A 13,019-nucleotide genomic window follows, 5' to 3' on the forward strand; every position below is an offset into this window, starting at 1 on the left:
ATGACCTGCCACAGCCCTCATCGCATTTCCGCCGCCCGGCGTCAGCCGGGATGCGGCGCGTCAGGCTTCGCCGGGGCCGCGGCTGAGCTCGCCGTGGCCGTCGAGCAGCTTGCCGAGCAGGCGCATGAAGTCGGCGCGCCCCTTCTCGCCCAGCGGCGCCAGCATGCGCTGCTGCGCAGCGAGCATCTGCGGAACGACGGCCGCCAGCAGGACCGCGCCTTCGCCTGTAATGGTCAGCAGACGGGCGCGGCGGTCGGTGGGCGAGACCTGGCGTTGCATCAGGCCTCGCGCTTCCAGGCGGTCGATGACGCCGGCGATGGTCGAGGTGTCGAAACCTATCGTCGCGGCCAGTGTGCGCTGGTCTATGCCCGGCGTGTTGCTCACTGCCTGCAGCGCTGCGTACTGCACGGGCGTGATGCCATGCACGGCGGTCTCGTCCAGAAAGATGGCCACCGCGACCTGGTGCAGGCGCCGGATCTGGTGGCCCGGCTGCGCATCAAGGTCGATCGACGGAGCGGACTTCTTTTGCTTTTGCGGCATTGCTTGGCGTGCGCTGGTGGCTTGACCGTGCGGAGCGCGGTGAGTCTATCACCATGCAAATTATGAGCATTCCTATCAATTTCTGAGTTTCTTCGGCTGCGGCAGAACAGCGCCTTTAGGTGCGGCAGCCGGCGCCATTCGAGAGGCGCTTCACCGCTCGCCGGCTGGCGGGCGGTGACCCCCAGGGAGATGGCCAGTTCGATTTTTTGCATCTTCAGGAGACCCCATGCAGGAACCTTTACCCCCCGAGATCGCGGACGCTGCGGCGCCCGTGCAGCACGGCCCCTATGGCCTTGCGCTGCGCGCCGTGGCGCGCTGGCTCGCCTTGGCGGGCGGGCTGGTGTTCGTCGCGCTCGTCATCATGTCCATCGTCTCCATCGTCGGCCGCAAGCTGTGGTCGGCGCCTGTTCCCGGCGACATGGAACTGCTGCAGATGTGCGCAGCCTTTGCCTCGGCCAGCTTCTTCGCCTGGTGTCATCTGACCGGCCATGACGTGAAGGTCGACTTCTTCACGCACAACTGGCCGCAGCGCCGCGTGGAACTGCTCGACGGCATCGGCTCGATCCTGGTCGCGGTGTTCGGCGCGCTGGTCGCCTGGCGCAGCTTCGTCGGCGCGCTGGCGCTGCGTGAGTACCAGGAGACCTCGCCCATCCTGGCCATTCCGGTCTGGATCGCACAGATGCTGATGGTTCCCGGTTTCGTCGTGCTGGCGCTGGCCGGCCTTTACATGGCCTCGCGCCTGCTGCGAGGAGAGAAAGCATGAGTGGCATTGCTTCCGGCGGCCTGATCTTCCTGGGCCTGATGGTGATGCTGGTGTTCCGCGTGCCCATCGGCATCTCGATGTTTATCGCGGGTGGCACTGGTTACCTCGCCCTTAGTGGCTGGGACACGCTGCCGCTGATGGCCTCGCTGAAGAACCTGGCCTATGCGCGCCTGTCCAACTACGACCTGATCGTCATCCCGATGTTCCTGCTGATGGGCCAGTTCGCCACGCACGGCGGACTGTCGCGCAGCCTGTTTCGCTTCGTCAGCGCCTTCCTCGGCCATCGACGCGGCGGTGTGGCGATGGCGTCGATCGGCGCCTGCGCCGGCTTCGGCGCGATCTGCGGCTCTTCGCTGGCCACCGCGGCGACGATGGGTCAGGTGGCGCTGCCCGAGCTGAAACGCAACGGCTATTCCGGCAGCTTGGCCACTGGCACGCTGGCAGCCGGCGGCACGCTCGGCATCATGATCCCGCCCAGCGTGCCGCTGGTGATCTACGCCATCCTCACGCAGGAGTCGATCGGCAAGCTGTTCATGGCTGCGGTGCTGCCCGGCATCATCGCGATGATCGGCTACATGCTGGTGGTGCAGATCGTCGTGCGCATGAACCCCGCTGCCGGTCCGGCCGGCCCCCGCATGCCCTGGCCGGAGCGCATCAAGGCGATGTTCGAGGTGCTGCCGGTGATGCTGGTGTTCGTCGTCGTGATCGTCGGCATCTACGGTGGCTGGGCCAATCCGACCGAGGCGGCTGCCATCGGTGCCGCGGCCTGCGGCGTCCTGGCAGTGGCGCGCGGCGGCATGCGCATGAAGGGCATCATCGACAGCGCGCTGGGCACGGCAAGTGCCACGGCGATGATCTTCCTGGTGCTGCTCGGTGCCGACATGCTCAACACCTCGCTGGCGCTGTCGCAGATGCCGGCCGAGCTGGCTGCCTGGGTGCAGGGCAGCGGACTGCCTCCGATGGTGGTGCTGGTGGCGATCCTGGTCATCTATCTCTTTCTCGGCTGCATCATGGACAGCCTGGCGATGATCCTGCTGACCATTCCGATCTTCTTCCCGATGATCATGGGCCTGGACTTCTACGGCATGGCGCCCAGCGACAAGGCGATCTGGTTCGGCATCCTGGCGCTGATGGTGGTCGAGATCGGCCTGGTCAGTCCGCCGGTGGGCATGAACGTCTACATCATCAACCGGCTGGCCAAGGACGTGCCGCTGACCGAGACCTTCAAGGGGGTGATTCCCTTCCTGACCTCGGACCTGCTGCGCATCGTGCTGCTGCTTGCTTTCCCGTCGATTTCCCTGGTCCTGGTCAAGACTTTCCAAACCTGACCGCCTTACCCTTGCCAACCCATAGGAGACATCCATGAAGCTACTCCGTCGTTCCATGCTCGCCGCTGCCGTGGCGCTCTGTGCAGCGGGTGCCGCCCAGGCCCAGCAGGTCGTGCTCAAGGTCTCGCACCAGATGCCGCCGAACTCGAACGTGAACAAGAATCTGGTCGAGCCCTGGTGCGAGAAGATTGCCAAGGAGTCGGGCGACAGGCTTAAGTGCCAAATCTTTCCGGCGATGACGCTGGGGGGCACGCCGGCGCAGCTGTTCGACCAGGCGCGCGACGGCATCGCCGACATCGTCTGGACGCTGCCCGGCTACTCGGCCGGCCGCTTCGTCAAGAGCGAGGTCTTCGAGCTGCCCTTCTTCACCAAGAGCGCCAAGGGTTCCAGCCAGGCGCTGTGGGCCTTCGTGCAGAAGCATGCGCAGGACGAGTTCCGCGGCGTGAAGCTGCTGTGGCTGCACACCAATGACGGTTCGTCCTTCCACATGGGCGGCGGCAAGCAGGTCGCCAAGCTGGAGGACCTGAAGGGCCTGAAGATCCGTGCCGCCACGCGATTGAACTCGCGCTTCCTCACCGCGCTGGGCGCCACGCCGGTGCAGATGCCCCTGCCTGCCGTACCTGAGGCCTTGAGCAAGGGCGTGGTCGATGGCGCGATGGTGCCCTGGGAAGGCGTGCCGGCCTTCAAGCTGCAGGAAGTTACCAAGAGCCATGTCGAAGTTGCCGCCGGCCATGCGAAGTTCGCCAACTCGATCTTCGCCTTCGTGATGAACCCGGCCAAGTACAACAGCCTGCCGCCGGAGCTGAAGAAGGTCATCGACGACAACAGCGGTCTGGCGACCTCGGCCTGGGCCGGCGAGAAGGGCTTCGACGCGACGGTTGTGCCGCACCAGAAGCTGGCCACCGACCGCGGCAACAGCATCGTCAAGCTCGACGCCAAGGAACTGGAGCGTTGGATCAAGGCCAGCGACGAGGTGGACGATCAGTGGGTCAAGGACGTCAGCGCCAAGGGCTTTGACGGCAAGGCGCTGCTGGAAGACGCTCGCGCGCTGATCAAGCAGTACGACCGCTGAGTCAGCCACGGCGCCTGAAGGCGCCCTCCCGGCGGTGCGCAGCTGCAGTGCCGCCGGGATCCATTCGAGGAGAGACGAGATGAGCACCCCCGGCGGCGACGCACCGATCCAGAGCTTTTCCAACTGCCACGCCGGCATCGTCACGCAGCTGCAGGCGCTGGACCAGTTGCCGGCCCTGCTGGCAGCGGCCGAGCAGGCGCGCAGCACAGCCGAGCGTGCGCTGAAGTTCTTCAGCCACGTGATCCTGCAGCACCATCAGGATGAGGAGCGCGAGCTCTTTCCCGCCGTGCTGGCCAGCGCCGTGGCCGGCGAGGAACGCCAGCGCGTGCAGGCGATGGTGGAGCAGCTGACGCGAGAGCACCGCAGCATCGAGGCGGCATGGTCCACGCTCGAACCCGGGCTCAAGCAGGCGGCCAAGGGGCAGGGCGGTGCCAGGCTGGACGCGGCGGGCGTAAAGGCGCTGGTCGAGACCTATCTGGGCCATGCGCAGTTCGAGGAGAACGAGTTCCTGCCGCTGTCGCAGACCATCTTGGCGCGCAACAGCAATCACATGGCGGCACTGGGCCTGTCCCTGCACACCCGCCATGAACTCAACGATCTCGACAAGGAGATCGGCTTCCACGTCTGAGCCGAGTCGGCCTTGCGCGACTGCGCCTTGGTCGGTACAGCGCAAAGAAGAAGGGGCAGCATCGCAAGATGCTGCCCCTCTCTATTGGTGCCGGTGAAGAGAGTCGAACTCCCGACCTTCGCATTACGAATGCGCTGCTCTACCAACTGAGCTACACCGGCGTAAGCCCGCCATTATAGAGGAAGTTCAAGGCTTGGCGTCAAGGTGATAGGCGGTGACGCGTTCGACTTCGTGCTTGGAGCCCAGCACCACGGCCACACGCTCATGCAGCTTGCTCGGTTGCAGGTCGAGGATGCGTTGGCGCGCGTTGGTCGCTGCGCCGCCGGCCTGCTCGACGAGGAAGGCCATCGGGTTGGCCTCGTACATCAGGCGCAGCTTGCCGGCCTTGCCCGGCTCGCGCTTGTCCCAGGGGTACATGAACACGCCGCCGCGGGTCAGGATGCGGTGCACGTCGGCCACCATCGACGCGATCCAGCGCATATTGAAGTCCTTACCGCGGGGGCCGGTCGTGCCGGCCAGGCACTCTTCGATATAGCGCTTCATCGGCTCGTCCCAGTGGCGCAGGTTCGACATATTGATGGCGAACTCTTTCGTGTCCTCGGGGATGCGCACGTTCTCGGTGGTCAGCACGAAGGAGCCTTGCTCGCGGTCCAGCGTGAACATCGCGACACCGTCGCCCACCGTCAGCACCAGCGTGGTCTGCGGGCCGTAGACGCAGTAGCCGGCCGCGACCTGGGCGCTGCCGGGCTGCAGGAAGTCGTCCTCGCTGACGCCCTTGCTGCCCTCGGGCTTCTTCAGCACCGAGAAGATCGTGCCGATGGAGACGTTGACGTCGATGTTGGACGAACCGTCCAGCGGGTCGAACATCAAGAGGTACTCGCCCTGCGGGAAACGGTTGGGCACCACGTAGATGCCGTCCATTTCTTCCGAGGCCATCGCGGCGAGGTGGCCGCCCCACTCATTGGCTTCGATCAGCACCTCGTTGGCGATGATGTCCAGCTTCTTCTGCACCTCGCCCTGCACGTTCTCGCTGCCGGCGCTGCCCAGCACATCGCCCAGGGCGCCCTTGTTGACGCTGATGGCGATGCGCTTGCAGGCGCGCGCGACGATCTCGATGAGCAGGCGCAGTTCCTGCGGGATGTGGCCGTGCTGGCGCTGCTGCTCGATCAGGTACTGGGTGAGGCTGACGCGACGGGTCATGATGGGGCTCTCAGATGAAGATGTCCGTAGGGATCAGGCCTGGCCGCTGGCCAACGCACGCTCGACGATCTCGCGCACGTCGCTGGACAGGTCCGGCTTGGCGGCCACGCGCGCGATCGCCTCACGCGCCGCGCTGCGGTAGGGCTCGGCCAGCGTGGCCCAGCGGTCCATGCCGCGCGCCAGGCGGCCGGCGATCTGCGGATTGATCGCGTCCAGCGCCAGCACCTGCTCGGCCCAGAACACATAGCCCGCGGCATCGGCGCGATGGAAGGAGGCCGGGTTGAACAGGCACAGCGACGCGATCAGGCTGCGTGCACGGTTCGGGTTCTTCAGCGTGAAGTCGGGATGCTGCAGCAGCTGCTTGACGCGGGCGAAGGTCTTGCCGTCCTTCTCCGGCGCGCGGGCCTGCAGTGCAAACCACTTGTCCACCACCAGCGCGTCGTCCTTGAACAGCGCGTGGAAGCGCTCCAGCGCGGCCGGCGCCAGCTCGGCATGGGCGCTGACCAGCGCGGACAGCGCGCCCAGGCGCACCGTCATGTCGCCGGCATCCTTGAAGCGCTGGTAGGCACGGCCCGGCCACAGCGGCGTGCCGCGCACCGTGGCATCCAGCACCAGCATGGACAGCGCCAGATTGGCCAGCGATCGCTTGCCGGCCGAGACCGGATCGGGCGTGTAGCCGCCCTGGATCTGGTGCGATTCGAAGGCCGCTTCCCAGTCGGCGTGCAGGGCCTGGGCCAGCTGCAGGCGCGCCGCCTCGACGGCCGCGTGGATGGCCTGCGGATCGACGACGTCGAGCTGCTCGGCGATATAGGCCTCGTCGGGCAGCGTCAGCGCCAGCGCCTTGAAGGCCGCATCGAGCTCCGGATGACGCAGCACGCTGCGCATCGCGTCGATGAAGGCCTCGTCAAGCTGCAGGTCCACGCCGGCGCGCACCGCGGCGATGATGCGGTTCAGCGCCAGGCGCTGGCTGGCTTCCCAGCGGTTGAAGGCATCGGCATCGTGCTTGAGCAGCACCAGCAGGTCGGCGTCGGACAGGCCGTCGTCCAGCACCACCGGTGCCGAGAAGCCGCGCAGCAGCGAGGGCACCGGCTCGCTGGTCACGCCGGTGAAGACGAAGTCCTGCTCGGCGGCGTCCAGCACCAGCACGCGCTCGGTGCCGGCCGGCGCGGCTTCGCCCTGCAGTTGCAGCGGCAGGTGCTCGCCGTCGCGCGACAGCAGGCCCATGGCCACCGGGATCACCTGCGGCAGCTTGAGCTCCTGGCCGGGCGAGGGCGGATTGCTCTGCTGCAGGCTCAGCGTGTAGGTCTGTGCCGCGGCGTCGTAGCGGCCGCGCGCCTGCACGCGCGGCGTGCCGGCCTGGCTGTACCAGCGCTTGAAGGCATCCAGGCGCGTACTCAAGGCTGAGCCGGGGTTGGCGTCGGCGATGGCCTGCGCGAAGTCGTCGCAGGTCACGGCCTGGCCGTCATGACGCTCGAAGTAGAGCTTCATGCCCTTGGCGAAGCCGTCGCGGCCGACCAGGGTCTGGTACATGCGCACGACTTCCGAGCCCTTGTCGTAGACCGTGGCGGTGTAGAAGTTGTTGATCTCCACGTAGCTGTCCGGGCGCACCGGATGCGCCATCGCACCGGCGTCCTCGGGGAACTGCATCGAGCGCAGCACGCGCACGTCCTGGATGCGGCAGACCGCGCGGGCGCTGGCGCTGCCCGCCATGTCCATCGAGAACTCCTGGTCGCGGAAGACGGTGAGGCCTTCCTTCAGCGAGAGCTGGAACCAGTCGCGGCAGGTCACGCGGTTGCCGGTCCAGTTGTGGAAGTACTCGTGCGCGACGATGCTCTCGATGCGCGCGAAGTCGGCATCGGTGGCGGTGGCGGGCGAGGCGAGCAGGGCGCTGGTGTTGAAGATGTTCAGGCCCTTGTTCTCCATCGCGCCCATATTGAAGTCGGACACGCCGACCACCATGAAGCGCTCCAGGTCCAGCGGCAGGCCGAAGCGGGCCTCGTCCCAGACCAGCGACGCGATCAGCGAGTTCATCGCATGCTCGGTCTTCTCCAGGTCGCCGCGGCGCACGTAGACCTGCAGCAGATGGTCCTTGCCCGAGCGGCTCTTCACGCGCTGTTCGCGCGTCACCAGATCGGCGGCGACCAGCGCGAACAGATAGCTGGGCTTGGGGAAGGGGTCGTGCCACTTGGCGAAGTGGCGGCCGTTGTCCAGGCTGCCGGTCTCCAGCAGATTGCCGTTGGACAGCAGCACCGGGTACTTCTTCTGGTCGGCGCGCAGCGTCACCGTGTAGACCGCCATCACGTCCGGGCGGTCGAGGAAGTAGGTGATGCGGCGGAAGCCTTCGGCCTCGCACTGCGTGAAGAAGCCGCCGCCCGAGGTGTACAGGCCCGACAGCGCGGTGTTCTTCTCCGGCGCGCAGGTGTTGCGGATCTCCAGCGTGAAGTCCGCATCGGGCGCGCTCTCGATCACCAGTTCGTTGCCCTCCTGGCGGAAGGACACGCTCTCGCCGTTGATCAGCACGCGCAGCAGGTTCAGCTCTTCGCCGTGCAGGCGCAGCGGAGCGTGCGCGACGGCGCTGTTGCGCTCGATCTGCATCTTGCTGGTGACCAGGGTCTTGGCCGGATCGAGATCGAACGTGAGATCGACGGTGCGGATCCAGTAGGCCGGCGCCGTGTAGTCTTCGCGGCGGATCAGGGTGGCAGTGCCTTCACGCATCATGGCGGGCATCCTTGGGTTCGGTACGAAGCAAAGCCCCGGTGGATCACACCGGGGCACGGGGTGGCGTCAGACGCCCTGCTTGAGACTTTCGGTGATGAACTGGTCGAGGTCGCCGTCCAGCACCTTCTGCGTTGCCGAGGTCTCGTAGTTGGTACGCAGATCCTTGATGCGGCTCTGGTCCAGCACGTAGCTGCGGATCTGGTGACCCCAGCCCACGTCGGTCTTGGTGTCCTCCAGCTTCTGCTGCTCTTCCATGCGCTTGCGCATCTCATGGTCGTACAGACGCGAGCGCAGGCGCTTCCAGGCCGTGTCGCGGTTGCTGTGCTGGCTGCGGCCGTCCTGGCACTGCACCACGATGCCGGTCGGGATGTGGGTCAGGCGCACCGCCGAGTCGGTCTTGTTGATGTGCTGGCCGCCGGCGCCCGAGGCGCGGAAGGTGTCGGTGCGCACATCGGCCGGGTTGATCTCGATCTCGATCGAGTCGTCGACTTCCGGATAGACGAACAGCGAGGCGAAGCTGGTGTGGCGTCCTCCCGAGCTGTCGAAGGGGCTCTTGCGCACCAGACGGTGCACGCCGGTCTCGGTGCGCAGATGGCCGAAGGCATAGTCGCCCTCCACCTTGATGGTCGCGCTCTTGATGCCGGCCACGTCGCCGGGCGTTTCTTCCTCGACAGTGGCCTTGAAGCCCTTGCGTTCGCAGTACTTCAGGTACTGGCGCAGCAGCATGCCGGCCCAGTCGCAGGCCTCGGTGCCACCGGCGCCCGCCTGGATGTCGACGAAGCAGTTCAGCGGGTCGGCCGGGTTGTTGAACATGCGGCGGAACTCGAGTTCCTCGACCTTCTCGGTCAGCTTGGCCGCGTCGGCCTCGATCGCCTCGAGTCCGGCGAAGTCGTCCTCCGCCTTGCTCATCTCGAACAGTTCGGTGTTGTCCGATAGATTGCTTTCGAGATGGTTGATGGTCTCGACCACCGTCTCCAGCGAGCGCTTCTCCTTGCCCAGTTCCTGGGCGCGCTTCGGCTCGTTCCAGACGTTCGGGTTCTCGAGGGCAGCGTTGACCTCGTTCAGCCGCAGTGCCTTGCGGTCGTAGTCAAAGATACCCCCTTAGCGCGGCGGTGCGCGCTGTCAGGTCGGCCAGGGTGGTGCCGATGGCGTTGATGCGTTCGATGTCCATGATCTTGTGGGGTGGCGGTGCCCGAACGGCAGCCGCAGGCTAGAGCAAGGGCGCTATTTTTACATGGCCCACTTGCAGGGGCCGGCGGCGGCGCCTGTCATGCCACTCAAGGGTTATCGATAGTGGGGCTGCCCCGAGTGATGAAGGCTTTGTCAGAAATCGGTAAGCCGTTTTCGCACACAGTACGGCACCCAACGGAGGAGATCCATGCTCTTGCTGACATCGGCCTTAAAGTTGATTGCCGAAATCGCCTTGATGGCGATGGCGGGTCAATGGCTGCTGGGCCTGCTCGCAGGGGCGAAGCGCGAGAGCAACTTTTTTTACCAGCTGCTCGGTGTGGTGACCAGGCCGTTCACCAAGCTGGCGCGTCTGATCAGCCCGCGCATCGTGCTTGACCGGCACATCCCGCTGGCCGCCTTCCTGATGCTGGTGTCGCTGTGGGTGGTCGCAACGATCGTCAAGATCAACATCTGCCTGCAGATCGGAGTCCAGCAATGTCAGTGATGCGTGCTCCCCAAGCTGCCCGCGGCTGGGCCTACCGGCTGCTGAAGCTCAAGGCCCTGGCGGCGCTGGTGTTCGGGCAGCGCGGCTTGGCGCGCGAGCTGTTCGATGAGATGCTGCAGCGCTGGCCTGGCGATGCCTACGCGCTGGCCAGCCGTGCGCACCTGCATTCGCAGGACGGCGCGCGCGAGGCGGCCATCGCCGACCTGCAAGCCCTGGTGTCCGCTTGCCCGCAGCGCAGCGCCGGAGACTGGTTCAATCTGGCCTTCCTGCTCGAGGCCGAGGGCCGCCTGGCGGAGGCGGAGTCGGCCTTCCGTCAGGCAGTGGCGCTGGACGCCAAGCTCGACCGTGCCTGGTACGGCCTCGGTTTGTGCCTGATCCGCATGCAACGCTTCGACGAGGCGATCACCGCCCTCAAGCGCAACACCGAACTGCAACCCATGAGCCCCTATGGCTGGTACCAACTGGCCCGGGTGCACATGGACCGTCAGGACCCCGACGAGGCGCGGCGCATCATCGCCCATCTCAAGGGATTCGAGCCCAAAGTCGCTGCGCAACTCGAGCGAGAGACCGGCTTGAGCGCCTGACGGTGCAGTGTGCGCCTTGATCACCTGCATGCGCGCTGTTGGCGCATGGGGCGCACCTTCGGTGCCCGACATTCCGCAGGGGATGAAGGCCTTCTAACGATACGAAGGAGACGACAGCGATGCAATTGACCGAACGACACCGCCAGTACTGGCAGAAGAACCTGCGGATCACCGCGGTTCTGCTGGCCATCTGGTTCGTGGTGACCTTCGTCGTGGGCTATTTTGCCCGCGACCTGAGCTTCACCTTTTTTGGCTGGCCCTTCAGTTTCTGGGTCGGATCCCAGGGCGCACTGATCGTGTACTGCCTGATCATCTGGTTCTATGCGCGGTACATGAACCGCCTGGACCAGGAACACGGCGTTGCCGAAGACGAGGAGGCTTGATATGGCAGGCATGAGTCCAGAAACTGCGGGCGGCACCTTCAGCGCGTCGTCCAATGCAGCCTTCAAGAAGCAGCTCAACAAGGTGTATGGCTGGTACACCGGCGGCTTCTTCGTCTTCATCGTCGCGCTGGCCATCCTCGAGCAGATGGGTCTGTCGCGTCAGTGGATCGGCTTCATCTTCCTCGGTGCCACCGTGCTGCTGTACGCCGGCATCGGCTTCATGAGCCGCACCTCCGACGCCAGCGAGTACTACGTGGCCGGCCGCCGCGTGCCTGCCGTTTACAACGGCATGGCCACCGGCGCCGACTGGATGTCGGCCGCGTCCTTCATCGGCATGGCCGGCACGCTGTACCTGACCGGCTACGGCGGCCTGGCCTTCATCATGGGCTGGACCGGCGGCTACTGCCTGGTGGCGCTGTTCCTGGCACCGTATCTGCGCAAGTTCGGCCAGTTCACCATCCCCGACTTCCTGGGCGCGCGCTATGAGGGCAACCTGCCGCGCATGCTGGGTGTGGCAGCGGCGATCCTGTGCTCCTTCACCTATGTGGTGGCGCAGATCTACGGCGTGGGCCTGATCACCGCGCGTCTGTCGGGCCTGGCCTTCGAGATCGGCGTCTTCGTCGGTCTGGCGGGCATCCTGGTCTGCTCCTTCCTCGGCGGCATGCGCGCCGTCACCTGGACCCAGGTGGCGCAGTACATCATTCTGATCATTGCCTACATGATCCCGGTGGTGTGGCTGTCGGTGAAGCAGACCGGCATCCCTGTGCCGCAAGCCATCTACGGCTACCAGCTGCAGAAGGTGAGCGAGGCCGAGAAGAAGCTCAAGGCCGACCCCAAGGAGCAGGAAGTCATCGCGATCTTCAAGGCCCGCGCGGCCGAGTTCGACGCCAAGCTCAAGGACGTGCCCGCTGCGCTGGCCGCCGACAAGGCCGCCGCGACGCAGAAGATCGCCGACCTGAAGGCTGCCAATGCGCCGGCCGACCAGATCGCTGCTGCGGAGAAGGCCCTGGCTGCATTGCCAGCAGACGAAGCGGCCGCGAAGAAGGCCTGGACGGCTGCCAAGACCGCCAACGAGGCCCGTGCCAAGCCGCTGGCCGGCATGCCGGCTCACGCCGCGCAGTTCGCCGGCGACCCCAATGGCGACGCCAAGGCACAGAAGACCTACGACGAGTCGCGTCGCAACTTCCTGGCCCTGGTGTTCTGCCTGATGGTGGGTACGGCCGCGCTGCCGCACATCCTGATGCGTTACTACACCACGCCATCCGTCAAGGAGGCGCGCGAGTCGGTGACCTGGAGCCTGTTCTTCATCTTCCTGCTCTACTTCTCGGCGCCTGCCCTGGCGGTGCTGGTCAAGTACGAGGTGTTCAACGTTCTGGTGGGCACGCCGTTCGATCAGCTGCCAGCCTGGATCGCGAACTGGAGCAAGGTGGACCCGGCGTTGCTTGCGGTGGCTGACGTCAACAAGGACGGCATCTTCCAGCTTGGCGAGATGCGCATCGGTGGCGACATCATCGTGCTGGCCACGCCGGAAATCGGTGGCCTGCCCTATGTGGTGTCGGGCATGGTCGCCGCCGGCGGTCTGGCTGCGGCGCTGTCCACCGCGGACGGCCTGCTGCTGACCATCGCCAACGCGCTGTCGCACGACGTCTACTACAAGATGATCGACCCGAACGCCTCGACCGCCCGCCGCGTCACCATCTCCAAGATGCTGCTGCTGGTGGTGGCCCTGGCTGCGGCTTACGTCGCGGCGCAGAAGCCGGCCGACATCCTGTTCCTCGTCTCTGCGGCGTTCTCCTTCGCGGCTGCTGCCTTCTTCCCGGCCCTGGTGCTGGGGGTGTTCTGGAAGCGTGCCAACAAGTGGGGTGCCAGCGCCGGCATCATCCTGGGCCTGGGCGTCACCTTCTACTACATGGTGACCACCCAGCCCTGGCTGCGCGGCGTGTTCGGCGTGACCTCGCCGGTGGAGCTGTGGTTCGGCATCCTGCCGATCAGCGCCGGCATCTTCGGCGTGCCGCTGGGCTTCGCGACGATCATCATCGTCAGCCTGCTCACCCCGGCACCCAAGAAGGAAACGCAGGAACTGGTCGAGCATGTCCGCTATCCGGACCTGAAGCTGGGCAAGGCCTGA

12 protein-coding genes and 1 tRNA gene are annotated in these 13,019 nt (G+C 65.8%); 8 read left to right on the top strand and 5 right to left on the bottom strand.

Features of this window, described 5'->3' with window-relative positions; all coding sequences use genetic code 11:
• Positions 1-60 precede the first annotated feature (60 nt).
• Positions 61-540, bottom strand: a complete 480-nt coding sequence (locus AC2EBS_RS01620) for a MarR family winged helix-turn-helix transcriptional regulator (protein WP_484726635.1) — start codon at positions 538-540, stop codon at positions 61-63.
• Between the two features lie 226 nt (positions 541-766).
• Between AC2EBS_RS01620 and AC2EBS_RS01625 the strand changes: the two genes are divergently transcribed.
• From AC2EBS_RS01625 to AC2EBS_RS01640, 4 genes are all read left to right on the top strand, one after another.
• Complete coding sequence (locus tag AC2EBS_RS01625; RefSeq protein ID WP_484726636.1) at positions 767-1,303, top strand: TRAP transporter small permease; 537 nt, start codon at positions 767-769, stop codon at positions 1,301-1,303.
• On the top strand, positions 1,300-2,631 hold the full coding sequence (locus AC2EBS_RS01630; protein WP_484726637.1) for a TRAP transporter large permease: 1,332 nt from the start codon (positions 1,300-1,302) through the stop codon (positions 2,629-2,631). The genes AC2EBS_RS01625 and AC2EBS_RS01630 overlap by 4 nt, the downstream gene beginning before the upstream one ends.
• Before the next feature lie 34 nt (positions 2,632-2,665).
• A complete protein-coding gene (locus AC2EBS_RS01635) occupies positions 2,666-3,703 on the top strand; it encodes a TRAP transporter substrate-binding protein (protein ID WP_484726638.1) in 1,038 nt (345 codons plus the stop codon).
• Positions 3,704-3,782: 79 nt separating this feature from the next.
• Positions 3,783-4,331, top strand: coding sequence for a hemerythrin domain-containing protein (locus AC2EBS_RS01640; RefSeq protein ID WP_484726639.1), 549 nt, complete (start codon positions 3,783-3,785; stop codon positions 4,329-4,331).
• A gap of 85 nt (positions 4,332-4,416) precedes the next feature.
• On the opposite strand, the gene AC2EBS_RS01645 is transcribed toward AC2EBS_RS01640, so the two are convergent.
• From AC2EBS_RS01645 to prfB, 4 genes are all read right to left on the bottom strand, one after another.
• Positions 4,417-4,492, bottom strand: a tRNA-Thr gene (locus tag AC2EBS_RS01645).
• A 25-nt stretch (positions 4,493-4,517) separates the two neighbouring features.
• Complete coding sequence (locus AC2EBS_RS01650) at positions 4,518-5,531, bottom strand: class 1 fructose-bisphosphatase (protein ID WP_484726640.1); 1,014 nt, start codon at positions 5,529-5,531, stop codon at positions 4,518-4,520.
• Positions 5,532-5,564: 33 nt separating this feature from the next.
• The gene (gene pepN / locus AC2EBS_RS01655) at positions 5,565-8,246 is read right to left on the bottom strand and encodes an aminopeptidase N (RefSeq protein WP_484727544.1); all 2,682 of its coding nucleotides are present in this window, start codon (positions 8,244-8,246) and stop codon (positions 5,565-5,567) included.
• A 69-nt stretch (positions 8,247-8,315) separates the two neighbouring features.
• A protein-coding gene (gene prfB / locus AC2EBS_RS01660) for a peptide chain release factor 2 (RefSeq protein ID WP_484726641.1) occupies positions 8,316-9,420 on the bottom strand; the annotation gives its coding sequence in 2 pieces (ribosomal slippage) (positions 8,316-9,338 and positions 9,340-9,420; 1,104 coding nt in all).
• A gap of 207 nt (positions 9,421-9,627) precedes the next feature.
• Between prfB and AC2EBS_RS01665 the strand changes: the two genes are divergently transcribed.
• The 4 genes from AC2EBS_RS01665 (at position 9,628) to AC2EBS_RS01680 (ending at position 13,019) form a co-directional block, all read left to right on the top strand.
• Positions 9,628-9,924 carry a hypothetical protein gene (locus AC2EBS_RS01665; RefSeq protein WP_484726642.1) on the top strand — a complete coding sequence of 99 codons (297 nt, stop codon included), beginning with the start codon at positions 9,628-9,630 and terminating at the stop codon, positions 9,922-9,924.
• Positions 9,924-10,508, top strand: a complete 585-nt coding sequence (locus AC2EBS_RS01670; protein WP_484726643.1) for a tetratricopeptide repeat protein — start codon at positions 9,924-9,926, stop codon at positions 10,506-10,508. Before AC2EBS_RS01665 ends, AC2EBS_RS01670 begins: the two co-directional genes overlap by 1 nt.
• 119 nt (positions 10,509-10,627) lie before the next feature.
• Positions 10,628-10,891 (top strand): DUF4212 domain-containing protein, encoded by a 264-nt coding sequence (locus AC2EBS_RS01675; RefSeq protein WP_484726644.1) that lies wholly within the window; start codon positions 10,628-10,630, stop codon positions 10,889-10,891.
• A gap of 10 nt (positions 10,892-10,901) precedes the next feature.
• A complete protein-coding gene (locus AC2EBS_RS01680; protein WP_484726645.1) occupies positions 10,902-13,019 on the top strand; it encodes a sodium:solute symporter family protein in 2,118 nt (705 codons plus the stop codon).

Source organism: Roseateles sp. T103 (assembly GCF_057219915.1).

What these genes read in the sequence shown, in the direction of transcription:
- AC2EBS_RS01620 (WP_484726635.1), bottom strand. Translation starts at nt 540, where the DNA reads ATGCCGCAAAAGCAAAAGAAGTCCGCTCCGTCGATCGACCTTGATGCG.
- AC2EBS_RS01625 (WP_484726636.1), top strand. Translation starts at nt 767, where the DNA reads ATGCAGGAACCTTTACCCCCCGAGATCGCGGACGCTGCGGCGCCCGTG.
- AC2EBS_RS01630 (WP_484726637.1), top strand. Translation starts at nt 1,300, where the DNA reads ATGAGTGGCATTGCTTCCGGCGGCCTGATCTTCCTGGGCCTGATGGTG.
- AC2EBS_RS01635 (WP_484726638.1), top strand. Translation starts at nt 2,666, where the DNA reads ATGAAGCTACTCCGTCGTTCCATGCTCGCCGCTGCCGTGGCGCTCTGT.
- AC2EBS_RS01640 (WP_484726639.1), top strand. Translation starts at nt 3,783, where the DNA reads ATGAGCACCCCCGGCGGCGACGCACCGATCCAGAGCTTTTCCAACTGC.
- AC2EBS_RS01650 (WP_484726640.1), bottom strand. Translation starts at nt 5,531, where the DNA reads ATGACCCGTCGCGTCAGCCTCACCCAGTACCTGATCGAGCAGCAGCGC.
- pepN (WP_484727544.1), bottom strand. Translation starts at nt 8,246, where the DNA reads ATGCGTGAAGGCACTGCCACCCTGATCCGCCGCGAAGACTACACGGCG.
- AC2EBS_RS01665 (WP_484726642.1), top strand. Translation starts at nt 9,628, where the DNA reads ATGCTCTTGCTGACATCGGCCTTAAAGTTGATTGCCGAAATCGCCTTG.
- AC2EBS_RS01670 (WP_484726643.1), top strand. Translation starts at nt 9,924, where the DNA reads ATGCGTGCTCCCCAAGCTGCCCGCGGCTGGGCCTACCGGCTGCTGAAG.
- AC2EBS_RS01675 (WP_484726644.1), top strand. Translation starts at nt 10,628, where the DNA reads ATGCAATTGACCGAACGACACCGCCAGTACTGGCAGAAGAACCTGCGG.
- AC2EBS_RS01680 (WP_484726645.1), top strand. Translation starts at nt 10,902, where the DNA reads ATGAGTCCAGAAACTGCGGGCGGCACCTTCAGCGCGTCGTCCAATGCA.